The organism is Psychrobacillus sp. NPDC096389, from assembly GCF_044762855.1.
Classification (GTDB): domain Bacteria; phylum Bacillota; class Bacilli; order Bacillales_A; family Planococcaceae; genus Psychrobacillus.
In genome coordinates this window covers 72903-99510 of sequence record NZ_JBIWFB010000005.1, presented here as the reverse complement: position 1 = coordinate 99510, position 26608 = coordinate 72903, and the positions used below count along the sequence as shown (strand labels likewise).

The window sequence follows — 26608 nt, the reverse complement described above, 5'->3', positions numbered from 1 at the left end:
TTTAAAATCGATTGAGAGAATTACTCAATCGGTTTTCCATAACATTGACTTGCCAAGCTAATTCTGATAAATTTATTCTTATATGTATTATATGAAGAAACAAACTATAAAATAAAAGTATACACTCGTCCTAATTACGGGACGAGTTTTTTGATGAATTTGACGGAAAGGATATACATTTCATGAAAAATTTAATCATTATTGTAGGATCGTTAATTATCGCTTTTGGCTTCAATTGTTTTTTAGTTCCACACGGAATACTTAGCAGTGGAATTAGTGGGATTGCTATTTTACTTGGAATAATTACACCTTTTGATACAGGGGTATTAAACTTTGTACTAAATTTACCATTACTCATTCTAGGTTATTTTAAATTAGGTAAAAAAATTACGATTAATACGCTCATTTGTGTTATTTCTCTTTCGCTTTTCTTATACTTTATACCAGCCGAATCGATTACAGATAATATACTGCTTTCTGCTATTTTTGGTGGGATTATTAGTGGACTTGGTGTTGGAATGATTCTTAAGTACTCCGGAACTTCTGGTGGGTTAGATATTATAGCTATTATTGTTTCCAGGTCAAGCAATATAAGTGTTGGCTTACTATTAACAGGAATGAATGGAATTATCGTCCTCATTTCTGGTGCTGTTTTTAATTGGGAAATTGCACTATACACATTACTCGCTATTTATTTATCTGGGAAAATGGTTGATACAATTTTTACGAATCATGAAAAGCTGACGATGCAAATTGTGACAACACAAGGGGAACTTATACGACAAGAGTTAACGCAATCCATTTATCGTGGTATTACAATAACTGATGGGTACGGTGGGTTCACTAAAGAAAAGAAACAAATTTTAATGACCGTCGTTACTCGCTATGAAACAATGCAGATTAAACAAATCGTTCGTAAACATGATGAAAAAGCATTTATCAATATATTTGAGACGGTTGAAGTCGTTGGTGAATTCGCTAGAAATTAGGTATTATAGTTATTACCAGTAAAAAAGTTGATGTTCCTATTAGGAATGTCGGCTTTTTTTATTTCTTGATGAAAGGGTTATTTTCACATAATTTTGGACAAACTAAGGAAGTCACTTACTTAACTATTTACTGTAAAAGAGGGATACTATGGGATTTTTTTATGAGAAGAAAAATAATCAGTTAAAATCCACAACTCCTTCCCAGAGTCAAAAGAAGGAGACCAATGAAAAACAAACATTAAAAACGAACCTTCAAGATAATATAAAGACAGTAAAGGATACGCTCGGTGAAAGTACTGATATTGTTATTCGTGAGATTCTAATAGGAAATGAAGGGACCATTAAAGCAGGTATCATGTATACGGACGGATTAAGCGATGCACCCTCGTTACAACACTTCATTATGGAGACATTGATGATAGAAATAAAAGATACAGAGGTAGATAGTGAGCTAACTCCTAACCCAAAACTAATGAATACATTAAAAGATTTGGCCATGACCGTAGGAGAAATAAAAAATGTAACTGAATTTGATGTGTTATTTACCTCCCTTTTATCAGGGGATGTAATTCTTCTGATAGATGGTTATTCGGAAGGGCTTGTGATAGGTAATAAACGTTGGGCTGAGCGGGGAGTTACAGAAGGTACTACCCAAACTGTAATAAGAGGTCCAAGGGAAGCCTTTTCAGAAAATATCCGTATAAATACAGCTTTGATACGGCGAAAAATAAAAGATCCGAATCTTTGGATGGAAAGCAGAATCATTGGAAGACGTACGAAAACGAACATTGCAGTGATGTATATCCAAGGTATTGCAAATGACAAAGTAGTGGAAGAACTTCGTTTGCGATTAGATCGAATTGACATTGATGGAATACTAGAAAGTGGTAATATTGAGGAATTGATTCAGGATGCACAAATGTCCACTTTTCCAACGGTTTATAATTCAGAACGACCTGATGTAGTAGCTGCAGCCCTATTGGAAGGTAGAATAGCTATATTAATTGATGGTACACCATTTGTGTTGACCGTTCCTGCCTTATTCGTTGAATTCTTTCAATCTTCAGAAGATTATTATCAGCGTGCTGATCTTACCAGTCTTGTTCGAATCCTTCGATTTTTTTCGTTTTTGATTGCATTACTTGCCCCTGCTTTATTTATAGCGGCTACTACTTTTCATCACGAGATGATACCTACTGCACTTCTTATTAACCTAGCGGCCCAACGAGAGGGAGTCCCTTTTCCAGCATTTATTGAAGCTCTTATAATGGAAATCACCTTTGAAGTCTTGAGAGAAGCTGGTTTAAGAATGCCAAGAGCTATCGGTTCAGCCATGTCAATTGTAGGGGCGTTTGTGATTGGAACAGCAGCAGTGGAAGCAGGTATGATTTCCGCAGCGATGGTAATCGTGGTGTCTATAACAGCTATTGCTAGTTTTGTTTCTCCTACTTACGACATGGCAATGTCCGTCAGAATTTTGCGTTTTATATTTATGGGGCTCGCTGCTTCGTTTGGATTATTTGGAATCACTGTTGGTTTAATTGCGCTCATTTTGCATTTATGTAGTTTACGTTCGTTCGGGATTCCATATATGTACCCAATAGCCCCTTTTAATATTGCTGGACAAAAGGATACATTTGTTCGATTACCTATATGGAAAATGTTCACACGGACTCATTTAATTAATCAAGAAAATACAAAGAAACAGCAAAATCCAGCCTCTGCAAAGCCAGAACCTGAAAAAAAACTATAAGAGATAGTTAGGGGATTAGTCAATGAAAAGAGGGATCTTCATATTATTGATTCTTAGTATCTTTCTGACGGGTTGTTGGAATAGAAGGGAATTAAATGAGCTAGCTATAACACTGGCGATAGGAATTGATAAATCAGATGACGAATATTTAGTCTCTGCTCAAGTCGTTGTACCTTCTGAAGTCTCTATGAGCGGAGGAAAAGGGGGATCACCAGTGACTCTTATTCAAGCAAAAGGAGAAACAGTGTATGAAGCTATTCGAAAAATGACTAAAGGCTTGTCTAGAAAAATGTATCCTGGACATCTTCGGATACTTGTAATAAGTGAATCATTAGCCAAAGAAGGAATTGGAGATCCCTTAGATTTGATATCAAGAGATTGGGAATTACGATCGGATTTCTACGTTGCTATAGCTAGGGAATCTACAGCCGAACAAATTTTGAATGTCCAAACACCGTTAGAAACCATACCAGCCAATAAAATATTTAACACTCTTAAAGTTTCTGAAGAAAACTGGGCAGCTACGGTAGGAGTTACATTAGATGAGCTGATAGTAGATCTAAGAAGTGACGGTAAAGAGGCTGTGTTAACGGGAATTTTAATCATAGGAAAGCAGGAATTAGGATCAAGCAAACAGAATGTGGAAACCATTACTCCAGCTGCAAGTATTAAGCTAGATGATTTAGCAGTGTTTAAAGATGATAAACTAATTGGCTGGTTAACAGAGGATGAAAGTAGAGGCTATAATGGCATCATAAATCAAGTGAAAGATACGGTAGGTACAGTTTCATGCCCAGAAGGTGGAAAAGCAGATATAGAGGTCCTTCGTTTCAAAACAAAAGTTAAAGGAAATGTTAAAAATGGAAGTCCAGAAGTGAATGTCCTATCTACAATAGAGGCAAATGTAGGTGCTATAGAATGCCAAATAGATCTTACTAAACCTGAATCGATTAGAATTCTAGAGAAAGCTTACGAAACTGCAGTAGAAGATACGATTAGTCATTCTATTAAAAGCGTACAAGAAAAATATGAGACAGACATTTTTGGATTTGGTGATGCTATCCATCGATCCAATCCGAAAGAATGGAGAACAATGAAAAAGCAGTGGGATCAGCATTTTTCTGACTTGCTAGTCAATGTTAAAGTGGATGTGAAAATTCAGAAAACTGGTACGGTGAATAATTCTGTACTAGATAAAAGGAAGGACTAACTAATTATGCTGAAAAGCGTAGGAATACTCCTAGTAGCTGCAGTTATCTTATTTATTGAAGTTCCATCACTCGTGGAAAAAAAGTATAAAAAGGAATTGATTGTGTTTTCTATTCTTCTTGCTACTGGAGTTGGGCTAGGTATTGCATATAGCTTTGGAAAAGCTATTCCGAACCCAATTGATCTTCTAACTTTCATTTTTCAGCCATTACATGAAGAAATAACTCGTTGAGTGAAATAGAAAGCAAGGTGAGAGATTATATTATGCAAAACGTTAAAATAAATTCCTACCAATTTCTGGTGTTAGTTATCTTCTTTACCATTGGTACGAGCATCTTGACTGTACCATCGGCTTTAGCCACCTACTCGAAACAAGACGCTTGGATTGCTGCAATAATTGGTACTGGGATTGGACTATTGATTGTATGGTTATATGCAAAAATAGGCCTTTGGTTTCCTAAGCTCACCTTTGTTCAGATGAACGAAATGCTTTTTGGAAAATGGATTGGTAACATCTTATCTTTCTTATTTATTTTCATGACTCTTTTATTTTCTGCGATACTCTTGTATTATTCTGGTTCATTCCTTACGATCCATGTAATGCCAAATACTCCGATGGTGGCTACAAATATTTTGATGGCGATAATATTGGTAATGGCAGTTCGTCTTGGATTAGAAACTATTGCTCGTTCTGCAGAAATCTTGATCAGCATTTTCTTCCTACTCTTTATTATACTAGTGATTTTTATTGCCCCTGAGATTGAATTTGAAAACATTCAACCTGTATTCGATACAGATATTAAGAGTATTGCTCAATCATCGTTATCTTTGATCGTTGTTTCTTCCGTTAATGCTGTTAGTTTACTAATGATTTTCCCTGCGTTTATAAACGAACCTCAATCTGCTAAGAACTCTTTTTTATTTGGAAATTTAATAGGGGGATTTATCATGATTATCCTCACATTCTTGTGTATTTTGGTATTGGGTGTTGATTTAACTGCAAGACAGGAGTTCCCTGGCTATGGTTTAGCCAAAATGATAAACATTGGAAATTTTATAAACCGAATAGAGGCCCTGATGGCTGCTCTTTGGATTATTTGTCTTTATTATAAGATGGTTCTTTATTTCTACGCATCGGTCTATGGATTAGCACAAGTTTTAAACTTGAAAGATTATCGTCCTCTAACGTATCCGTTTGGAATGATTGCCATTGTTTTATCACTCGTGATTTTTCCTAACGTTATGGAACAACAAAAATTTGATGCGACTATTAGTAAATACTTTTCTATTACGATTGGAATTCTATTACCTCTTTTGATGGTAATTGTATATGGTATTCGAAAAAAGTGGAAAAAAAGTCCTAATCACTCTTAAATGGATTGTAATTAGGTAAATCTGAACTAAAGTGGAAGTGAAGAACTTATATGTTACCAAACGTTAAAATAAATTCCTACCAATTTCTAGTTTTAGTTATATTATTCACGATCGGTACGAGCATCTTAGTTATACCATCAGCTTTAGCTGCCAATGCAAAACAAGACGCTTGGATCGCAGCAATTGTTGGTAACGGTATCGGACTTTTGATAGTTTGGCTTTACACGAAAATAAGTCTTCTGTTCCCGAAACTTACATATATTCAATTGAATGTAATGCTTTTTGGGAAATGGATAGGTATCATCTTTTCTTTTTTATTTATCTTCATGACTCTTTTATATGCGGCAATGCTCTTGTATTATTCTGGTTCATTCCTTACGATCCATGTAATGCCAAATACGCCAATGGCAGCCACTAATATTCTTCTTGCGATCATACTAGTAATGGCAGTCCGTCTTGGACTTGAAACTATTGCTCGTGCTGCTGAAATTTTTATAGGCGTTTTCTTCCTACTCTTCATTATACTGGTTGTCTTTATTGCTCCTGAAGTCCAATTTAAAAACATCCAGCCTGTCTTGGAGACAGATATTAATATAGTCGTTCAATCATCGCTACCATTGATTGTTGTATCATCTCTTAATGCTATTAGTTTGTTAATGATTTTTCCAGCCTTTATTAACCAACCTAAATCTGCTAAGAAACACTTTTTAATTGGAAATTTAATAGGTGGATTCATTGTCACTATTATCACCAGCTTGTGTATTTTAGTATTGGGCAGTGATATGACCACTTTACAGAGATTTCCGAGTTATGAACTGGCCAAAAAAATAAACATTGGAAATTTTGTAAACCGCATAGAGGCACTGATGGCCGCCCTTTGGATTATTTGTCTCTATTTTAAGATGGTTATTTATTTTTATGCAGGTGTACTTGGTTTTGCTCAAGTATTTCACTTGAATGATTATCGTCCATTAACGTACCCGTTAGGTATAATTGTCGTCGTCTTATCGCTTGTGATTTTTCCTAATATAATAGAGCAAAGTGTTTATGACGCTACTATTGATATTTACTTTTCATTAATGATGTGTCTTCTTTTACCTCTTTTAATGGTAGTTGTATATGCAATACGCAAAAAACAACTGAAAAAAGATGCTGATTCTCCTTAACTATTTATAAAGCAAAAACCCTGCCATTTTTAAAAGGGCAGGGTACATTTTTGTACTTATTTCACTATTAACACAGGACAGTTGACTCTTTTGACTACTTTATGGCTCACGCTTCCAAGCACCATCTCTTGCAATCCATTTAATCCTCTTGAACCGATGACGACTAATTCAAATGCATTGTCATTTGCGTACCTAATAATCATTGGTCCTGGTTCACCACGTAAAATATTTGTCGTGTAAGGGACATTTTTGTTCCGTAACAGATCTTGTACAGGGATTAATTTTTGACGACGTGAAAAATCGAGTTCTTCTTTTCCTTGGGTATGTAATATCTCCTTTTTTGATTTAGAGAAATCTGCTACATATACAATATCAATTTTACATTCAGAATTCATTGAAGCTATTTTTATAGCTTCAGCCGCAGCACGAATAGAGTTTTTTGAACCATCGACTGCTAACAAAATCTTTTCATACATTCAAAGCACCTCCATGAATGATTTAAATGGAATTTGTATTCGTTTTATTGTAAATAGCTAATTTTTGTATCATTTTTTCACTTTTTGAATCTAGTCCTTTGATGGTGACTGTATTATGTTGTTCCCGATACTTCAAAACTACCTTATCGATTGCACCAACAGCTGAATCGTCCCAAACATGAGAGTGAGAGAAGTCGATGATGATCGTTTTATTTTCCGCATTAAAATCAAAAGTTTCTACAAAATCTTCAACAGAAGCGAAGAATAACTGGCCCTCAATATTAAACTGAGTAGTATTATCGCTTAGGTCTTTTTCTACCACTTTTATTTTGGCTATTTTAGCTACAAAGAAAACAGCACTTAAGATAACCCCTGCAATAACCCCTTTAGATAAATCATGCGTTGCAACCACAATAATAACGGTAGTTAGCATGACAATTGCATCTGATCGAGGAGCTTTTCGTAGGTACGTAAAAGATGACCAATCAAATGTTCCAATACATACCATAATCATAATACCAACTAACACTGACATAGGAATCTGGACTACTAAGTCTCCTAGAACGATGATTAAAAACATCAAAAGTAAACCTGCGACAAGTGTGGAAAGTCTTCCGCGCCCACCTGATTTAACATTAATCACCGATTGACCGATCATCGCACATCCAGCCATACCTCCAAAGAAACCAGTAACTATATTGGCAATACCCTGTCCTTTCGCTTCTTTATTCTTATTACTATCGGTCCCTGTCATATCATCAACGATAGATGCAGTTAGTAAGGATTCTAATAGACCGACAATTGCTAGAGCAATAGAGTAGGGGAATACGATAGCAAGTGTTTCCAAATTGAAAGGGATATTTGGGATAAAAAATTCCGGCAAAGATTTCGTTATTCCTCCTAAATCACCAACCACTTTCATATCAATTCCGGCGTACAAAGTAACCGCTGTGAGAACAATGATCGCAATAAGGGGGGCAGGTACTGATTGTACAAATCGAGGAAGCACGTACACGATGACTAATGTAATACCTACAAAAACATATGTCACAGTGGACTCCCCTAGAATATGTGGTAATTGGGCTAAGAAAACTAGGATGGCCAAGGCGTTTACAAAGCCAATCATGACAGCCCGAGGAATAAACTTCATCAGTTTAGCTATTTTAAAAACACCAAATAGAATTTGAATCACGCCTGTTAAAACAGTGGCTGCTAGTAAATAGTCATGTCCATACTCTTTTACTAGTGGAACCATCAATAGAGCCATTGCACCTGTTGCAGCAGAAATCATCCCTGGACGGCCTCCGACGAAGGCAATCGTAACTGCTATTAGGAACGAAGCATATAATCCAGTCATCGGATCTACTCCGGCAATAATAGAGAAAGCAATTGCTTCTGGAATGAGCGCTAACGCTACTACAGCTCCAGCTAAAATATCGGCTCTCACATTAGAAAACCATTCTCTTTTTATTTTTTCTAACACTAAATTGTTCACCTCATCTAATTCTCCATTCGTGTATGTAAATATCCATCGTATCAGTTTAACACTTCTTAGTCTAAAATTGAACTTTTTTATATTTACTTTGCTTAGAATCGTATAGATAATGGCATGTTTAATGAATTAGCCTTCAGAGATCGTTAACATAAGATTACTCACGAAACAAAAATTAAAATGCTCTCAGGATCAATTTGAAGCATCCTAATATATGGAACAAACTAACGTTGAAATTTACATATTTCAGGTTAAATATCATGAAATTTTAATAAGGTTCCCAAATACATATTTGGGAACCTTATTTTGTGATAAAATAGGAGCTGAAGAGGTGGAATGTATGCCGAAAATTTTAAAGGATTTTTTAGTATATTTGACAACGATAAAAGGAAAATCTATACGAACACGCAAGGAGTATGAATACGATATAACATTGTTTTTACGATTTTTAAAATCGGTCGAGGATGAAATAGATCTTAAGCAGTTAGATGAGATTAATATTAAAGATTTGACGATTGACTTTATACAAGACATATCACTAGAAGATATTTATTTGTTTTTAGAGTACTGTGAAGTTCAGCGACATAATAGCGCAGCATCTCGCGCTAGGAAAGCGGCTACGATCAAATCGTTTTTCAAATATTTAAAAGGGAAAAGAAGGTTGCTGGATTATAATCCAGCCGAAGAACTGGAAACACCTAAAATAGGAAAGAAAAAGCCAATTTATATGAATCAAGAAGATGCGGAAGTTTTTATTAGAGGGATTAAAAGAACGAATCACTACTATCGTAATTATGCGATGGTTATGTTCTTCTTAAACTTAGGGCTTCGTGTATCCGAGTTATGCAGTTTGAATCTCACTTCTATCCAGGATAATGTGTTATATGTAGTAGGTAAGGGGGATAAGGAACGAACAGTTTTCTTAAACAAGGTCTGCATCCAATCTCTCGAAATTTACAAGCAAAAGGAACGTCAATACATACAAAATGCAAGTACGAATGAAGCACTATTTTTATCGCAAAAGGGGACGAGACTAACCCGTCAAACTGTCGCAAAAATTGTGAAACAAATAAACGCAGATTCTGGTTTAAACAAAGAAAAGCTCACACCACATAAACTTAGACATACTTCAGCGACTATAATGTACAAAAATGGAGCAGATATTAGAAGTTTGCAGCATATACTTGGTCACACGAGCGTATCTACCACACAAATATATACGCATGTGGAAGATAAAGAAATACAACAAGTAATAGAAAACAACCCATTTAATCATTTAGGTTAAAATAATTATGTTATGTAAACTAATTAAGATAATTCTTTCGTTACCTACTAAATTCACATAAATATGCTCGATTTACGGGTTTTCGAACTTTTGTTCTGTTTATAAAAAGACAAGCACATACTTTGCCTATACAATCTGTTTCTGGAACAATGAGAATAGTGGAAAATCTTACAGCAAAGGGGAAATTATCGTGAAAGTTCTTTTGATAGGCGCAAATGGTCAAGTAGGAAAGCATATTGTTCGGTTATTACAAGAAAGTAATGAGCATTCATTAAGAGCGATGGTGCGCAAACAAGAGCAAGCAGAAGCACTAAGCGAGTCTGGCGTTGAAGCAGTTATTTCTAATTTAGAAGGAAGTTTGGATGAAATTGCGGATGCAATCGCAGGAAGTGACGCGGTTATTTTCACGGCAGGTTCCGGTGGTAGTACTGGGGCAGACAAAACATTATTAGTCGATTTAGATGGCGCTGTTAAAGCGATGGAAGCTGCTAGTAAAGTTAGTGCTAGTCGTTTTATTATGATTAGCGCCATACAAGCACATAACAGAGATAGCTGGGTTGATAGTCCAATAAAACCATATATGGTTGCCAAGCATTATGCGGATAAAATGCTTGAAGCAAGTGGATTGAATTACACTATAATACGCCCAGGAGGACTTTTGAATGATCCTGGTGTAGGGAAAATTTCGCTAGCTAGTAATCTAGTACAAGGAACTATTTCTCGCGAGGATGTTGCCCGAACAGTTGTCGCTTCTTTAAATGAGGAAAATACATTCAAGCGCTCATTTGACTTGATATCAGGGGACACTCCGATACTAGAAGCACTAAAAAATATCAATTAAACGAACTTCAATGACCAGAATCCGGCTGGAAGGTGACATCGAAAGACTGTTGATAGCTACTTTTGGTGTCACCAGGATATTTTATTAATACAAATCTTTAAAAATGTGTATATATAATAATATTATGTTAACTAAATGGAGGGAATTCTTTGTTTACATACCAATTGGACGAAAAAACATACTTAAAAATGCTCGATTTACGGGACTCCGAACTTTTGTTCGATTTGACAGTTGGGTCGAAGGATAGCTTAAGAGAATGGCTGCCATTCATTGATTACACCAAAACTATACTGGACACACAAAGCTTTATACAATCTACGATGAAACAATTTAGCGAAAATAACGGAGTTCAAGCTGGAATCTGGTACGATAGTCAGTTAGCGGGTGTTATTGGTTTTCATCAAATTAACTGGAATAACAAATCTACAAGTATTGGATACTGGCTCGGTAATGACTACGTCGGGTTAGGGTTAATGACAAAATCAGTTAAAGCATTCGTTGATTACGCATTAAACGATTTGAAATTAAACAGAGTGGAAATTCGCGCTGCTGTAGAAAATAAGAAAAGTAGAGCAATTCCAGAAAGACTTGGATTCACGGAAGAGGGATGCATTCGCCAAGCCGAGTGGTTGTATGATCACTATGTAGATCATATTGTTTATGGCATGTTAAAAAAAGATTGGATAGAGAAAGTATAAACAGTTTTTCATGTTTCTAGACAATTCTACCCTGATATATATATCAGGGTAGAAACATCATTCATAAATATAATAATCTTGTGCATGGATTACTGTGAATCCAATTGACTCGTAAAGTTTGAGTGCATGTGCATTATTAGCTTCTACTTCAAGATGAACAGAGTAACCTGCCTCTGATTGCTCTTTCACTACTTTTTGTAATACCTTTCTGCCAATTCCTTTTCCTTGATGTGTTGGCAAGATGGAAAAACCATAAATCCAAGCTTCTCCATTTTCTCTTTTCACTCGAATTTTTCCGACTGTTTCTTCATGCACTTCTATCATGAGCATGGCATTGTCCGCATCTCCGTCTATTCTGCTTTCCATTGTTTCTGCATCTTCATTAGATATTCCAAAAGCTTCTACATCTAAACGAATACGCATATTTAGGTCAGAATCATCTGCAACTCTTAAATGAATACCACTTACTTCATCTAAAAATTTTTCTTTCCATTGCATTTGATGCTCGGAAAATCCGTAAGTAGCCCCTTGTTTCACTAAAAACGATTTAGCTTCTAGTGAACTAGCTGGTGCATTTAACAAGATTTTCTTAAAACTCATTTGTTTTGCTATTTTCATTCCTTCTTGAAATAATGTAGAAAAATGTCCTTTGCGACGCTCTTTAGGGTGTACCATGCCACAAACTTCAACTGTTGATCCAAAAGAATATAATCCTAGAAAAGCAACTAGCAAGTCATTTTCATAGTGCAAAAAATCGAGTGTATCGTCTTGTCGATTTTTAAGCATTTCCCAATTTAGCTTAAGTTGAATTTGGTCATGTATTTCACATTCCTGTTGAAGTTGATTAATATCGTCTAATTGCTTTTGTGTTAACATATTTTGCTCCTTTTTCTTCTGTATGGAGGATCGTGCAACTCTCTTTTATTTTACAGGAGCTAAAAGGCGAAGCAAGTATTTTCGAAAAATTTCATTATATATATAATATGATGTTCTATAATAATATTATGTAAACTTAATTGAATGAATACTAAATGAAGATTTTTCTATTTTTGTATATAGACAAACTTGTATGGCATAGAATGAAAGGGGAAAGTGAGGGAGTTTTTTGGCAAAGAAAGTATTGTTGTTTGGAGATATAGGCATTGATGACACGGTTGCATTAATCTATGCTAGTTTAAGTGATGAGGTGGAGATTGTAGGAATAGTGGCGGATTACGGCAATGTATCAAGAGAGGATGCTGTATCTAATATTCATTATTTAACGAAGTTGTTTAACTATCCTTCAGTAATTCCTGTAATACGTGGTGCGGAAGTTCCCTTAACGGGAGAACAACCAACCTTTTATCCAGAAATTCACGGGGAACATGGACTGGGACCTATTATTCCAAATGATGACGGCCAATTAAAGATTGAAAATTTTTTAGAAATCGTAAAAATTATTGAGACTTATAAAAATGATCTGGTTATCGTTAATATTGGCCGCCTTACTTCACTCGCGACAATGTTCATACTATATCGAGAGTTGATGAACAATATAGAAGCGTATTATATTATGGGCGGTGCATTTTGGATTCCAGGAAATGTAACAACTGTCGCAGAGGCAAATTTCCACGGTGATCCTATTGCCGTGAATATTGTGTTGACTTACGCAAGTAATGTCACGATTATCCCATTAAATGCGACAAGAAAGGCAATTGTTACACCTGAAATGGTGAAATATATCGATCAATTTGGGAAAACTAAAATCCTTCAACCTTTAATGGATTATTATACACGTTTTTATAAAGAGCGCGATCCTTCTCTTCCAGGGGCACCAGTGCATGATGTCGTCACTTTGATAGCAGCTATTCATCCTGAAATGTTCACTTTTGGAACTTATCCTGTAAGTATCATTGATGAACTCAATGGACCTGCTAGAGGTCAAAGTATCGCTGAGGAACCTACGAATAATCAACATAATAATGGAAGCAAAATCCACAGTATTGCGTTTGACCTAGATTATAATATGTTCTTTTACAATTTTTTGTCTGTTTTGACAGGACAAAAAATACAAGGTAAGTAAAATATTTTATTCAAAAACCCCATTTCTAAGTATTTCAAACTCAACCTTTACGTTCACCTTCATATTTTTATACATTTCATGCCATTTTTCTTTCGTCAATTCAGAGTGTCTAACGGAACTTCTATATTTTTCACCGAAACCAAAGATATCCGATTGGACATTTTGACCATGGGCAATTACTCTTGAGAGCTCTGTTGATAAGTTTTTACTTATCGCATCTTCAAGTTCTTCGATTACTTTTGGATCACCAAGATTAACATCTGGATATATTTCTAATAATCTTGCTTTTATTTTAAGTTGTAAGTTAAACTCTGGAGTTTTCGGATCAACCAGTACCAATTTCCTTTTCGAGCGTATGGCATCAAATGCTACTGGCATTTCGCTAGCTCCATTTTTTAATAAATTGGGGGGGATATCTGCTTTTTTTATAATTGTTTCAAAAATCCCTGAATTAAAGTTATCTCTAACAAGCTTCACATAAAAGCTATCTTTTGCTGAAAGTTTACTTACCATTTTGCCATTACTAAATAAGGCAAGACCTGTTAATTCGATAAACTCACCATCACGACTGATAATTGGCATCGAGAAATCTTTGCCAACCATGTAAAAATCATGGGCAATTTCATGCAATGTGGAGGAAATCATGTATTCTTGTTTGATGTTTTGTTCAATAAGCCTATATATATGTTGACCTATATCATCTATATTTTTATATTCATGTTGGAGTAAAGGAGCAGTTTCTCCTTCTACCACGGCCATATATAAACTATTACTTACACTAGCGTTTTCTAAAAGAGAATCGATGTAAAATTGGAGATCTTTGTTTGCTAATTCTTCGCCAAACAAAACAACCCGCATCTGACCAACCGTAATCTTCTTAGATAATTTTCGATTGGCTTTCATCCTATTTCCTTTACTTGTTTCATTTTCTGTTGTAATTACTTCTACATTGCTTTGAAATTCTGGGTTTACTTCTCGAATTACCGCGGTAGTGGCCATTCTTTCTTCTGTTCCGACATCATACCCAACCAATGTGGTTAAACCTACTCTATCCAATATATTTGTCTCTGCACAACCGGCTAAAATAACGACAAGAAAAAGAAGAATGAAATAGAATCTAATTTTTTTCATTATTTTTGCTCCTTTTGGTTATGAGTTTCTTTTTCAGTATAGTGGCTAAGTATAAGATAATAGGATAGATAAATACAACATAAACAGATATTTCTCCAAAGTGGGTGTTAATCGAATTTATTTGGGTTCTGCTTTGAACGATCAATGTACCAATAAATATAAGAACGGCGAAAATCGAAACGAATTTTTTTTCGCTTATATTGACGACTCTAATGGCACCACGATAGGCAGCCCATATAAAAAGACAGAGATTAGGTAAAATTATCAACATCCAAAAACAAACCGCCACGAACTCAAACCGCTCCATAAAAGGAAAACTAATAAAACTGAACAAAGTTAATGTTGCCCAAATTGTTTTCTCTAATTTTCCTTCACTGTAATAGGTTAGGGAAACGAGTATAACGATCATATAGATAACCGTTGTGAATAGTAACCCTAAATGCACATGTTTTTTTACATTTTCTTTGTCTTTTACAAAAGGATAGATGATTTGGAGTATTTCAAAACCTATAATCGTAAAAGCCATAGATTTTGCTCCTTTTAAAATAGAACTAATATCAGCCTCTAAAATAGGGAAAAGACTTTCTATAGATGAAAATTTTAGAGGAAATAATAACATAGGAATAATCCATAGAGCGAGCATAATAGCAAAAAAAGAAACGCCAACAACCACCCGCAGCCCACCTGTAAACGCATATACCGTGATTAAAATTAGCGTGGCAGAAAGAAACCAAGTTGCTAAGCCGGGGAAAATCCATGTCTGAATTACTTCAATGTAATTTTGCAAAACAGAAAAGAATGCTACGAAACAATACAATATATAGATGCTATTAAAGAAATTTCCAATCCATTTTCCGTAAATATCTTGCTGGATTCCATAAAGGTCATTAGAGCCGTATGCTTCCAATGTTTTAATCATACAAAAAGCAATAATATGAGTGGCAATGCCTGCCAGAAGAACGGAAATCCATGCGTCTTGTCGAGCTTCCTGATAAACAATACGTTGAAAACCATGAATCCCAACCCCAACTTGAGCACCGTGAATCACAAAGAAGAGCAAATAAGCATTAATCATATCTTTTGGGCTAAGTTGTATAGGTTTTTTCATTTAATTCACCTTCAGTTCAACTTTTTTCAGGATTGATTGGTTCTGGATTGTATTTTTTTTCATCAGTAGGTCGGGAATTAAGAGGTCTTCTTGCTGTATACGGTAGAGGCAATTTGATCAGACTATCTCGCATATCTCGCAGTCTTGGGGGATAGAAAGGAGCCATATACGGTGCCCCCAAACTAGATTGACGCAATAAATGAACTAGTATGAAACAAAAAGCGAGCATAATTCCATAAAATCCCCAAAATCCTGCGAGTATGATGATTGGAAAACGTATGAGACGAATAACATTTCCCATTGTATAGCTAGGTGTCGTAAAAGATGCTAGTGCGCTTAAGGCAACGAAAATGAGTAATATATTACTCGTAATACCCGCTTGTACTGCCGCTGTTCCAATTACAATACCACCTACGATACCAATTGTTTGACCAATCTTTGTAGGTAATCTAGCCCCGGCTTCTCTTAGAAGTTCAATGATTAATTCTAGCAACAAAGCTTCAAAAACTGGTGGAAAGGGAACTAATGCCCTCGATTCACTCAGTGGAACTAGGAAGGACTGAGGAATTACTTCGTAGTGAAATGTCAATGCACCTACATAGATAGGAGTTAGAAAAACAGAGAGAAAAATAGCAGTAAATCTTAAAAGGCGAACAAATGTAGCGACTTGCCAACGTAAGTTTTGATCTTCTCTACTTTCAAAGAACTCCATAAATGCTTGAGGACAAACAATTGCCATGGAACTCCCATCCACGATAACCCCTAATTTCCCATTTAATAGAGCATCGCAAAACCTATCCGGTCTTTCCGTTAGGAGCATTTGAGGGAAGGGAGAAAAGGTATTATCATCGATCATTTCTACTAGAACTGCGCTATCTAGTAAAGCATCCACATCTAGGTCTATTATCCTTTGTCGAAGTGTATTTACCATTTGCTCAGAAGCAATGTCATGTAAATATACAATATTGACGGAAGTATTCGAGCGTTGTCCGACTTTAATTTCTTCGACACAGAGCTCAGGGCTTATTATATAGCGACGAACTAACGAAATGTTGGTGGAAAGACTTTCGTTGAATCCTACCTGTGCTCCGATTACTTGTGATTCATTTTCCGGTGCTGATAAACTGCGTGATTCTCGCTTTGGAATAGTTGCCAGCACGATTTGTGAGTATCCTTCCATATAAATAAGAACACTTCCGTTTACGAGTGAAGCTATTGTTTCTTCTAGTTGCCTAGATATATTTACCTCTGGTATCGAAAGGGCGGACTTTATCATTTCTGGCGTTTCGTAAAATTTATTTTGTAAATTAGTAATAATATGATCGTTTAGGGTTTGATCATCAACTAAATTATTTATGTAAATAAGGGTCAAGTTAGGTGGAATAGATTTAATGATAAGATCCGATGGATTATGGGTAGCGTCTTTTATCAACTGAGTAAATTCATTTTCCGAAGGAGAAATCATTTCTGTCACTACTTTTTCTACATCTTCTTTTGGTGCATTTTTGGTAGTTATATGATCTGTTGCGGATGATTGCTTCTTTTTGAAAGGTAGTTTAAATTTCATCTGGAATAATCTGCTCCTTCCATTTCTTACTTAGTGTATAGATTGGTCTATTAACGGTTCATCTATACTTATTTCTGCAATTTTCCTGAATGTCAGAAAAAAATAAGAGAGCACTATAACTATTATCAATATTCTAAAAAATTCAACTTGACTTAATTGTGTATACTTTATAAAATATATTGCATATACATAGAAAATTCGTGATTTGATACACGAACTAGAGGGGAATTATTATTTATGTTGGCTTTATTAGGTTTTTTGATGATTGTTATTTTTTTATTTTTAGTTATTACTAAGCGACTATCTGTAGTAGTAGCTTTTATCGGAGTAGCAGTGGTGTTTGCGCTAATCGGTGGGTTTTACGCCGATATGGGTCAAATGATGATGGATGGCATCATCAAAGTGACGCCTACTGCAGTTATGATTGTTTTTGCTATCTTGTATTTTGGATTAATGATAGATGTCGGTCTATTTGATCCAATGATTAATCGAATTTTAAAACTTGTAAAAGGAGATCCTTTAAAAGTAGTTTTAGCGACTGCTGTTATTACAATATTGGTAGGTTTAGATGGAGATGGTTCTTCGACATTTATGGTGTCGGTTACTGCAATGCTTCCTTTATACATACGACTTGGTATGAGTCGATTAGTGTTGGCCTGCGTGGTAGCTTTAGCGGCGGGTGTGATGAATATTATTCCATGGGGTGGACCGTTAGTACGAGCAGCGGCAAGTTTGCAAGTGGAGGTTTCTGATTTGTTTATTCCGTTAATACCCGTAATGCTTGCAGGGTTATTATGGACGCTCTTCTCCGCATATTTATTAGGGAAGAAAGAAAGGGCGAGACTTGGAGTAATTATGTTAGAAGAGCCAGCATCTTCTGTTGCAGAACTTGCTGCAACAACTATTGAAAAAAGAAGCGTATCTAAAACTTATTGGTTTAACTTATTCTTGACGATTGTTTTAATGGCCTTACTTGTTATGGATGTATTGCCGATTGCTATTTTGTTTGCAACAGCATTTGCAATTGCTTTAGTCGTTAACTTCCCTGATGTACAAAAACAACAAGACCAGATATTAAGACATGCCAATAATTTCGTCATGATTAGTACTATGGTTTTTGCAGCAGGTATTTTTACAGGTGTTTTCAGTGGCACAGGAATGATGGATGCCATGGCGGCGACATTAGTTTCTGTCATTCCAGCATCATTAGGAAGCCATATGCCTGTTATTGTGGCACTTACTAGTATTCCTATGGGACTTGTTTTTTCACCTGATGCTTATTATTTTGGTATTCTACCAATTTTGAGTGAAACAGCGGCTGGTTTTGGAATTGATCCAGTGGAAATTGGGAGAGCAGCTTTACTAGGACATTCAACTGCAGGGTTCCCATTATCGCCTTTAGTTCCGGCTACTTTCATACTAATCGGGTTAGTTGGAGTGAGCTTTGGCGAACACCAAAAATTCCTTTTTAAATGGGCTTTTGGAACTTGTGTTGTTATGACGATTGCAGCTGTGTTGACTGGTGCAATTACATTATAAAAAGTCAAAATGCTACCGCTTAAAAATTGCGGTAGCATTTTATGTTAAAGATTTTTCGATAAAAGCTAATGCTTCACTTGGACAATTAGCAACTACTCTTTTTACATCTTCTCTGAGGGCAGCATCCGGTAGTATCCAAGGTTTTCTACTCATATTGAAAGTTGACGGTAAGTATTTTAGACAATTGGCTGCATGCGTGCATTTTCCAGGGTGAAAATAGACATCGACTTCCAGTCCATTATATTTCTTGTATCCTGCTTGTAGTAATACTTTTTCATCTTCCAATGTCGTCACACATCGATCATAATTGGAAGAATCATCGGCTTCCGTTTTGTACGAGAATATAAATGTTTTTCCACTGCTTTTTTAATATGTTGTTTTAACACACGTTGATTTCGACTATTATCTTTCATTTTATCGATAGTCGTTCTTACGATTTCGTTCACTTCACTTATCAGCTCTCCAGACTCTGGACCGTATATAAAACCTCTGGAAATGGTATCTGGACCTGTAATAATCTTTCCATGTGATTTCCTAATCGTTGTAACGATGACAAGCATGCCATCTTCGGAAAGTAATTTACGATCACGTAAAATCATTTCTCCAACATCCCCTATACCAAATCCATCAACAAAAACATTTCCAGCATCTACACTTCGCGTTTGGATGGCTTCTTCATTCATTATATCCACTACATCTCCATTATTTACAATGAAAATATTTTCTGATTGAACACCAACAGATTCCGCCAGTAGCCGGTGTTGGTGAAGCATTCGATATTCTCCGTGTATGGGAATGAAGTACTTTGGTTTCATCAAAGTAAGCATCAATTTAAGCTCTTCTTGACAAGCGTGTCCGGAAACATGTAGTCCTGTAACTGTACCGGAACCATAAATTACCCTTGCTCCTAATTGAAATAAATTATCTACTATTTGGGAGATACTACGTTCATTGCCCGGAATGGGACCTGCTGCTAAAATGACCGTATCTTCAGGAAGAATTTCTACTTGTCTAAAGTTAGAGCTCGATAAACGGGATAATGCTGCCATCGGTTCGCCTTGACTTCCTGTACATAGAATAACGACTTTCTCCGGGTCCATCGAGTTCACTTCATTAGCTTCGATGATCATTCCTTCAGGCACCTCTAAATATCCACGTTCGATCGAAACAGATACGACATTGACCATGCTACGTCCTAGCAGTACAAGCTTCCGATTTGTCTTAATCGCCGCATCTACAATTTGCTGAACACGGTGCACATTGGAAGCGAATGTAGAGATGAAAACTTTCCGTGGTGCATGACGAAATGCTTCTTCAATATGATCTCCAACTAGACGCTCTGAAGGAGTGGATCCAGGTCTTTCTGCATTTGTACTTTCAGACAACAATAGAAGTACACCATTTTCACCAAGCGCAGCCATTTTGTGAATCTCGGCACCGTGTTTATCAACTGGGGTCCAATCAAACTTAAAATCTCCCGTATGGACAATTGTACCTTGTGAAGTATGGAATGCTATTCCAAGACAGTCCGGAATACTGTGACTTGTTTTGAAAAAGGTGGTCCTAATCGTACCAAATGTCAATTCTGATTCACTGTCGATCTTAACGAGTTTCGTTTGTCTTAGGAGACCATGTTCTTTTAACTTTATCTCGATAAGTCCTAACGTTAAATTAGTTGCATATATGGGCACATTTAGCTGCTTTAAAAAGTAAGGGATACCTCCAATATGATCTTCATGCCCATGTGTTACGATCAAAGCTCTCAGTTTTTCTTGGTTGTCTTGTAAGTATGAAATATCTTGAATGATCAAATCGATACCTAATAGACTTTCATCGGGAAACTTAGAGCCGCAATCGATTACGATTATATCGTCTTCAGATTGCAATACATACATATTTTTACCGATTTCATTTACTCCTCCAAGGGCAAAAATCGATATCTTTTCATCCGTTATATTCAATATATTTTTCCTCCACTTCGTATTCCTATTCTAAGTATTTCCTTTTCTACATCTTTTATAAGTATGGCTAGAAGGAATTTTTTTAAATAATTCTAGTGAGGATTGCACGTTTTCTAAATTGTTAGATTTTAGCTATTGTCGAATTTACTGTTATTATGCTAGACTTTTATTTATATTTTAATTTCAAATTTTTTAATAATTCCAAAGTTTGAATGAGATTTAGAGAGAGAGAGGGGAATTATATGCAAGAACAGCAGCTAGCGAGAGGTTTAAAAAACAGACATGTTCAGTTAATTGCTATTGGGGGCGCAATTGGAACGGGATTATTTCTTGGAGCGGGGAAATCTATCCACTTAGCGGGACCTTCCATATTATTTGCTTATTTGATTACTGGAGCGATTTGTTTTTTGATCATGCGCGCGCTTGGAGAACTGCTTTTATCTAATTTAAACTATCATTCTTTTGTAGATTTTGTACAAGATTATTTAGGTAATATGGCAGCCTTTATCACAGGATGGACCTATTGGTTTTGCTGGATTTCTATCGCAATGGCCGATTTGACGGCAGTCGGTCTTTATACGCAGTATTGGCTTCCAGAAGTACCGCAGTGGATGCCTGGTTTAATAGCACTTGTTATTTTACTCGTTATGAACCTTGCAACCGTAAAGCTTTTTGGTGAAATGGAATTTTGGTTCGCACTTATTAAGGTGATTGCAATTTTAGCGTTGATCGTCATTGGTATTTTCATGATTATTAAAGGTATATCAACTGATGCAGGAGCGTCTAGCTTCACGCATTTATGGAGTCAAGGCGGCATGTTCCCAAATGGTTTTAATGGATTTATACTTTCATTCCAAATGGTAGTATTTGCGTTTGTAGGTATTGAATTAGTTGGACTAACAGCAGGGGAAACTGAAAATCCAGAAAAAGTAATTCCGAAAGCGATCAATAATATCCCTATTCGGATTTTAATATTTTATATTGGGGCATTGATAGTCATAATGAGTATTTATCCATGGAATGCGATCAATCCAATGGAAAGTCCGTTTGTACAAGTCTTTGTGGCAGTAGGTATTGCGGCAGCTGCTGGAATAGTGAATTTTGTTGTTCTTACCTCTGCGGCATCCGCATGTAATAGTGCTATTTTCAGTACAAGCCGGATGGTTTATTCATTAGCCAAAGATAAAAATGCACCAGTTCCCTTTACAAAATTAACTTCTCATCAAGTGCCTTCTAATGCATTGTTCTTTTCGACAATCGTTATTTTAATTGCTGTTGTATTGAATTATGTAATGCCAGAAGGTGTATTTACATTAATCACTAGTATTTCTACGGTGTGTTTTATCTTTATATGGGGAATTACCGTCATCTGTCATTTAAAATATCGAAAAACGAGACCTGATTTAGCAAAAGTAAACAAGTTCAAGATGCCGCTTTATCCAATTGCCAATTACATGATTCTTGTTTTCCTAGCATTTATTCTTGTCATTTTAGCACTTGCAGCAGATACTCGTGTTGCATTGTTTGTAACGCCTGTTTGGTTTATTTTACTGATAGTCATTTATTCGATTCGTAAATCAAAGGTGGAACAAAATTCTTTAAAAGATAGCGCAGCGCTTGAGAATCACTTAAGCTAAATAATAATAAAAATCCTCTGTCTATTGTTTGTAGATAGAGGATTTTTATTATTACTTATTGGTTGCTTGACATGTCACCTTTTGGTGTCCTATAATCGATATGACAACAAAAGGTGTCCTATTAGATTGTTATCTAGTATATCCGATGGCAGAACAGGGAAATATTGATGAAAAGGCGGGGGGGATTTTGGACGAAAAAAATCAAGAACGAGATGTTTATGAAGCTGTTGCTGATCCAACAAGGAGAAAAATCCTGCAAATGTTGTCAAACGTTGACGAATTACCGTTGTATGAGATAACGGTTCATTTTCAAATGGGTCGTACAGCCGTTTCGAAGCATTTGGCTATTCTTAAAGATGCTAATCTTGTAATTGCTCGAAAGGTCGGTAGAGAAACGAGGTATCGGTTGAATGCCGCTCCGCTCCGAGAAATTCAAGATTGGGTAGCTTATTACGAAGGGTTCTGGAAAGAGAGAATTATCAAATTAAATTTATTATTGGAGGAAGAAGAATGAAACCAGATGTATCTTTAGATTTTCAATTTACAAGTTCAATCGAAAAAGTGTGGAATGCTTTAATAGATTCGGATAAGCTTGCAAAATGGATTTGGGATAATAACTTTAAACCAATTGTTGGCTATAAATTTCAGTTTAAGGCAGAGCCTTCTGAATGGTGGGATGGCATTGTAGATGGCGAAGTACTCGAAGTAGAAGAACCTCATAAATTATCTTACACTTGGATTAGTGCTGGAGAAACTACAACCGTTACATGGACTTTAAGCTCAGAGGCAGATGGAACTACGAAGCTACATCTCGATCAAACTGGATTTAGTGAAGAAACAAAAGCTCGTCCAGGTGCAATCGAGGGAGCAACATATGGTTGGACGAATATGGCAGATAAGCTTGCAAAAGTGTTAGCATAACGATAAAATTGATTTTTCCATCTATTTTTTATAGGGCGCAATTCCGTAACAAGAATTGCGCTCTTTCATTGTGAAAAGGGTCATTTTTTTTACAAACATACACAAATGAAATTTAGAGAAACGGAAGGATGACAAGATGAAAGTAAATCAACTAATAGCAAATAATATTAACAATTTAAATGTTGTATTACCAACGGATAAATCGTTAGGAATTGCAGGTTTGTCTGGTTCCGGTAAAACGACTTTTTGTCAAACGATTGGGGAAGAATCTAAAAAGCGTCTTGTTTCTTTATTGCCAAAGGCGGAATACCAATATTTATTTCCAAATATTATGGAAACCAATTTCAGTGCCATCAAGATGAAGGAAATGCCTTTAGTGCTTTTCCTCGGAAAATCATCCATTTCATCCAATCCTCGTTCCACTATTGGCACACATACTGGTGTGTTCACAGACATTCGACAGCGTCTTGCTGAAAAATTTAATCTTTCTCCAGAAGTATTTTCATTTAACAATGAATTAGGATGGTGTTCGGCTTGTAAAGGTCGAGGAACTACGAAAAATGTCGAATGTAAAAAATGTGAGGGCAAGCGCTATAATACAGAAACACTGCAATATAATATTGATTTATTGGGACAAGCCCATAATATTTCCGATATTAACAACTTAAGCATTGAATCTATTCTATCCCTAGCAGAAGAATTACATATTAGTGAAGAGAAACAACATATTCTTCAAAATATAATCAATATGAATATTGGTTACTTAACAATAAATCGCATTATGGGAACATTGTCAGGTGGAGAATTAACGCGACTTTACTTAGCAGAATTTTTGTCTTCCAGTGAAAATACGGTTATTATTATTGACGAAATCTCTGTAGGGCTTGATCATCAAACATTACTAAATATATTAGGGCAGATTAAAAAATTAGGCTATAAAAATCAAATTTGGCTCATCGATCATTCAGATACAGTGCTTGACACATCAGATAAGCAATTGTTCTTCGGACCGGGCAGTGGGAAGTACGGTGGGAAAATTGTAGAAGAATCCCCTCGTCCAAAACCAATCAATCAAGAACGCAATGAGGAAATGCCAACAGAATACTATCATTTTCATGATCTATACAGTCGTAATATTCAAATGGCAGAAATTCAAATTCCTAAAAATAGAATAGTCACTTTTACAGGAGAGTCTGGCTGTGGTAAATCTACGCTTGTTAATGAATGTATAGCGAAAGATTTTCTAAACCGGTACCCTAAAGATAAATTAGTGATGGTAGGTCAAAATCGAAACCAATCGATTACGAGTCGATCAACTGTTGCGACGTTTCTAGATATTAAAAAGAAACTGACAAAATATAGTGAAGATATTGATGATATTTTTGAACGTTCGATTGAAGACATTATTGACGAACTACCAAATGAAGACATTGCGCATAAACGTTTAAGCCTATTGATCAAACTAGGGCTTGGATATTTGACCTTGGAAAGAAAAACACAATCCTTATCAAATGGTGAATTTCAATGTGTTCATTTAGTTTCGGAGCTATTTGCCAACTCTAAAAATCCACATACGCTTTTTATTTTTGACGAGCCTTCCAAAGGTTTATCACAAAATATTTTAAATCAATTTATCGATAGCGTCCGAGTTATTTTAGAAGATGAATCTGTCTCCATGATTATGATTGAGCATAATGCTTATATGTTAGATAACGCTGATTTCATCGCAGATTTTGGTAAAAGACAGCTTACACCAGTAGAGCATTTAGATGTTGTTAGTCATGATGAATATTATCGTCTTCAAAATCAAAATGATATTGCTGCTCCGACAACTATCTCCTCTACACTCAAGGAGCAAACAGGCATTCATTACTTGGAAGAAAATCATATCGATTATTTTAAGAACGCAGAAAATGTTTATAAAGGCGGTATTTTAAAGAGTCTATCCTCTATGGCCCGTTTGATTTATGGAGAGTATGAATCAAATAAAATTGCACCCGTCATTGCGATTGATTTGGAAAGACATTTGTATAGCCAATACAGTTTTCTATATGAAATTGGCGGACTGATCAACCATATTGTGGCTGCGCATCCGACCAATAAAGATACGAGAAGCTTTGATTTCTTTACTCAAGACAATCATTGTCCATCATGCTCAGGGCGTCTAGCGATTGAAATATTTGATAAAGAGCTTGTTATACAAAACAAAAATGTTCCATTTTGGGATGGTCTATTCTATCCAGAAGTGATGGATGTATTAAAATATTATCAATTCGCTAAATTAGAATTTATATTTGAAGAACTGAAAAATGAACTGGGACAGGACTTGACAAAAAGTTATAATGATATGTCAGATGAAGAAAAACATACATTTTGGTATGGCTATTTTGAAAAGTCGTTTTATGACAAACAAGGAAAAGCTCGTAGAACATGGGTAGGTTTTAATACGATTCTCGGGATGTATATGGTCGTTTCCAAATCAATTATTAAAGAGCAAATGAAAGAGTCTAAAGAAAAAATAACCTGTCCGATTTGTCAGGGCACTGTGTTAAACCATCATAGAAAACTCCAATTTGGGAACACAGATATTCGGGAGATTATTCATCAGCCGCTCGATCAAGTGTTGGAAACAGTAGGGATGTTACCAGAACTAGTAAAAATGAAATCTATTGTCGGTGGAGAGATGACTTTGACAGAGGATGTGTCTTTGCTACCTAGAGAAACACAAGTCGCGCTGAAAATGTTTGAATTGGAGATGGCGAGCTTTGCTGGTTATGAAGTAGTGTTACAAAATGCTTTACCATTTTGGGAAACGATTAAAGGCAATATCGAATCCATCAGCACAAATAACGAGGTAACCATCTGTGATTTTGACCATATCACGGAGACGAGAGAAACAATTATTGATCAGTATTTCACCAATGGGAAGTACAAAAAACTAACGTATGTGTATGAAGCTTTTGGATATAAAAAAATTGTTACCCAAATAAATAAAATCAAAAAAAGTCATCCATGCCCGTTCTGTAAAGGAAAGAAAGTCATTACAGAAGAAAATCTCCATGATGGTGTATTAAAATTAACGATCCCTTGTGTGAGCTGTCATGCAAGTGGTATTAATGAGGAAGGACTTCAGGAAGTAATTGAAGGCACTACCATTCAAACATGGCACAGTGGAAAAGTAAGTGATGTGGTGGAGAATAATTTATATTCGGAAGCTGTTGCTGCCATTCCAATTTTCAATCGTATACGCGAGTTGAATAAAAGAGATTTGATGGCGGTTTATCAATGCCTTGAAGAGAATAATAAGAAAAAATAAGATGTAGAAATCCATATTTGTACCAGTCCCTTGCCTCTTTTATAAAGGCAAGGGATTTTTTACTTTTCTTATCGTTATGAAAA

The 26608-nt window shown here is 35.8% G+C and carries 23 protein-coding genes; 15 read left to right on the top strand and 8 right to left on the bottom strand.

The features are described 5' to 3' along the window. Nucleotides 1-182: 182 nt before the first annotated feature. The 6 genes from ACIQ38_RS13795 (at nucleotide 183) to ACIQ38_RS13770 (ending at nucleotide 6491) form a co-directional block, all read left to right on the top strand. On the top strand, nucleotides 183-989 hold the full coding sequence (locus tag ACIQ38_RS13795) for a YitT family protein (RefSeq protein ID WP_402823846.1): 807 nt from the start codon (nucleotides 183-185) through the stop codon (nucleotides 987-989). A 148-nt stretch (nucleotides 990-1137) separates the two neighbouring features. Continuing rightward, on the top strand, nucleotides 1138-2742 hold the full coding sequence (locus ACIQ38_RS13790; RefSeq protein WP_402823843.1) for a spore germination protein: 1605 nt from the start codon (nucleotides 1138-1140) through the stop codon (nucleotides 2740-2742). A 22-nt stretch (nucleotides 2743-2764) separates the two neighbouring features. Further along, on the top strand, nucleotides 2765-3952 hold the full coding sequence (locus tag ACIQ38_RS13785) for a Ger(x)C family spore germination protein (RefSeq protein WP_402823840.1): 1188 nt from the start codon (nucleotides 2765-2767) through the stop codon (nucleotides 3950-3952). Between the two features lie 6 nt (nucleotides 3953-3958). Continuing rightward, nucleotides 3959-4183, top strand: coding sequence for a hypothetical protein (locus tag ACIQ38_RS13780; RefSeq protein WP_402823837.1), 225 nt, complete (start codon nucleotides 3959-3961; stop codon nucleotides 4181-4183). A gap of 32 nt (nucleotides 4184-4215) precedes the next feature. Then, complete coding sequence (locus tag ACIQ38_RS13775; RefSeq protein WP_402823835.1) at nucleotides 4216-5325, top strand: GerAB/ArcD/ProY family transporter; 1110 nt, start codon at nucleotides 4216-4218, stop codon at nucleotides 5323-5325. Between the two features lie 50 nt (nucleotides 5326-5375). Then, a complete protein-coding gene (locus tag ACIQ38_RS13770; RefSeq protein ID WP_402823832.1) occupies nucleotides 5376-6491 on the top strand; it encodes a GerAB/ArcD/ProY family transporter in 1116 nt (371 codons plus the stop codon). A 56-nt stretch (nucleotides 6492-6547) separates the two neighbouring features. On the opposite strand, the gene ACIQ38_RS13765 is transcribed toward ACIQ38_RS13770, so the two are convergent. Both ACIQ38_RS13765 and ACIQ38_RS13760 read right to left on the bottom strand, forming a co-directional pair. After that, complete coding sequence (locus ACIQ38_RS13765) at nucleotides 6548-6967, bottom strand: universal stress protein (protein WP_402823829.1); 420 nt, start codon at nucleotides 6965-6967, stop codon at nucleotides 6548-6550. Between the two features lie 22 nt (nucleotides 6968-6989). After that, nucleotides 6990-8450, bottom strand: coding sequence for a SulP family inorganic anion transporter (locus tag ACIQ38_RS13760; RefSeq protein ID WP_402824453.1), 1461 nt, complete (start codon nucleotides 8448-8450; stop codon nucleotides 6990-6992). A gap of 349 nt (nucleotides 8451-8799) precedes the next feature. Here ACIQ38_RS13760 and ACIQ38_RS13755 point away from each other — a divergent pair, with 349 nt between their 5' ends. The 3 genes from ACIQ38_RS13755 (at nucleotide 8800) to ACIQ38_RS13745 (ending at nucleotide 11283) form a co-directional block, all read left to right on the top strand. After that, nucleotides 8800-9744: a tyrosine-type recombinase/integrase gene (locus ACIQ38_RS13755; RefSeq protein ID WP_402823826.1), complete on the top strand. Its 945-nt coding sequence runs from the start codon at nucleotides 8800-8802 to the stop codon at nucleotides 9742-9744. A gap of 190 nt (nucleotides 9745-9934) precedes the next feature. Then, nucleotides 9935-10585, top strand: a complete 651-nt coding sequence (locus tag ACIQ38_RS13750) for an SDR family oxidoreductase (RefSeq protein ID WP_402823823.1) — start codon at nucleotides 9935-9937, stop codon at nucleotides 10583-10585. Between the two features lie 149 nt (nucleotides 10586-10734). Continuing rightward, complete coding sequence (locus ACIQ38_RS13745) at nucleotides 10735-11283, top strand: GNAT family N-acetyltransferase (RefSeq protein WP_402823820.1); 549 nt, start codon at nucleotides 10735-10737, stop codon at nucleotides 11281-11283. Nucleotides 11284-11340: 57 nt separating this feature from the next. On the opposite strand, the gene ACIQ38_RS13740 is transcribed toward ACIQ38_RS13745, so the two are convergent. Continuing rightward, the gene (locus ACIQ38_RS13740) at nucleotides 11341-12159 is read right to left on the bottom strand and encodes a GNAT family N-acetyltransferase (protein ID WP_402823818.1); all 819 of its coding nucleotides are present in this window, start codon (nucleotides 12157-12159) and stop codon (nucleotides 11341-11343) included. 229 nt (nucleotides 12160-12388) lie between these two features. Between ACIQ38_RS13740 and ACIQ38_RS13735 the strand changes: the two genes are divergently transcribed. Further along, nucleotides 12389-13345, top strand: coding sequence for a nucleoside hydrolase (locus ACIQ38_RS13735; protein WP_402823815.1), 957 nt, complete (start codon nucleotides 12389-12391; stop codon nucleotides 13343-13345). A gap of 6 nt (nucleotides 13346-13351) precedes the next feature. Here ACIQ38_RS13735 and ACIQ38_RS13730 read toward each other — a convergent pair whose 3' ends face one another. From ACIQ38_RS13730 to ACIQ38_RS13720, 3 genes are read right to left on the bottom strand one after another with little or no spacing between them, the layout of a single operon-like run. Further along, a complete protein-coding gene (locus ACIQ38_RS13730; RefSeq protein WP_402823812.1) occupies nucleotides 13352-14476 on the bottom strand; it encodes a Ger(x)C family spore germination protein in 1125 nt (374 codons plus the stop codon). Further along, the gene (locus tag ACIQ38_RS13725) at nucleotides 14463-15584 is read right to left on the bottom strand and encodes a GerAB/ArcD/ProY family transporter (RefSeq protein ID WP_402823809.1); all 1122 of its coding nucleotides are present in this window, start codon (nucleotides 15582-15584) and stop codon (nucleotides 14463-14465) included. Before ACIQ38_RS13725 ends, ACIQ38_RS13730 begins: the two co-directional genes overlap by 14 nt. A gap of 16 nt (nucleotides 15585-15600) precedes the next feature. Then, complete coding sequence (locus tag ACIQ38_RS13720) at nucleotides 15601-17151, bottom strand: spore germination protein (protein ID WP_402823806.1); 1551 nt, start codon at nucleotides 17149-17151, stop codon at nucleotides 15601-15603. Between the two features lie 237 nt (nucleotides 17152-17388). Between ACIQ38_RS13720 and ACIQ38_RS13715 the strand changes: the two genes are divergently transcribed. Then, a complete protein-coding gene (locus ACIQ38_RS13715; RefSeq protein WP_402823803.1) occupies nucleotides 17389-18690 on the top strand; it encodes a CitMHS family transporter in 1302 nt (433 codons plus the stop codon). A gap of 39 nt (nucleotides 18691-18729) precedes the next feature. On the opposite strand, the gene ACIQ38_RS13710 is transcribed toward ACIQ38_RS13715, so the two are convergent. Both ACIQ38_RS13710 and ACIQ38_RS13705 read right to left on the bottom strand, forming a co-directional pair. Then, nucleotides 18730-18975, bottom strand: a complete 246-nt coding sequence (locus ACIQ38_RS13710) for a (4Fe-4S)-binding protein (protein WP_402823800.1) — start codon at nucleotides 18973-18975, stop codon at nucleotides 18730-18732. Between the two features lie 5 nt (nucleotides 18976-18980). Beyond that, complete coding sequence (locus tag ACIQ38_RS13705) at nucleotides 18981-20651, bottom strand: ribonuclease J (RefSeq protein WP_402823797.1); 1671 nt, start codon at nucleotides 20649-20651, stop codon at nucleotides 18981-18983. 242 nt (nucleotides 20652-20893) lie between these two features. Here ACIQ38_RS13705 and ACIQ38_RS13700 point away from each other — a divergent pair, with 242 nt between their 5' ends. The 4 genes from ACIQ38_RS13700 to ACIQ38_RS13685 all read left to right on the top strand — a co-directional run bounded on the left by ACIQ38_RS13700 (nucleotide 20894) and on the right by ACIQ38_RS13685 (nucleotide 26525). Then, entirely contained in the window at nucleotides 20894-22288 is a 1395-nt protein-coding gene (locus tag ACIQ38_RS13700) for an amino acid permease (protein ID WP_402823794.1), read from the top strand. Nucleotides 22289-22433: 145 nt separating this feature from the next. Beyond that, on the top strand, nucleotides 22434-22802 hold the full coding sequence (locus ACIQ38_RS13695) for an ArsR/SmtB family transcription factor (protein ID WP_402824450.1): 369 nt from the start codon (nucleotides 22434-22436) through the stop codon (nucleotides 22800-22802). Further along, nucleotides 22799-23209, top strand: a complete 411-nt coding sequence (locus ACIQ38_RS13690) for an SRPBCC family protein (RefSeq protein ID WP_402823791.1) — start codon at nucleotides 22799-22801, stop codon at nucleotides 23207-23209. Before ACIQ38_RS13695 ends, ACIQ38_RS13690 begins: the two co-directional genes overlap by 4 nt. 136 nt (nucleotides 23210-23345) lie before the next feature. Next, nucleotides 23346-26525 (top strand): ATP-binding cassette domain-containing protein, encoded by a 3180-nt coding sequence (locus tag ACIQ38_RS13685; RefSeq protein ID WP_402823788.1) that lies wholly within the window; start codon nucleotides 23346-23348, stop codon nucleotides 26523-26525. Nucleotides 26526-26608 lie beyond the last annotated feature (83 nt).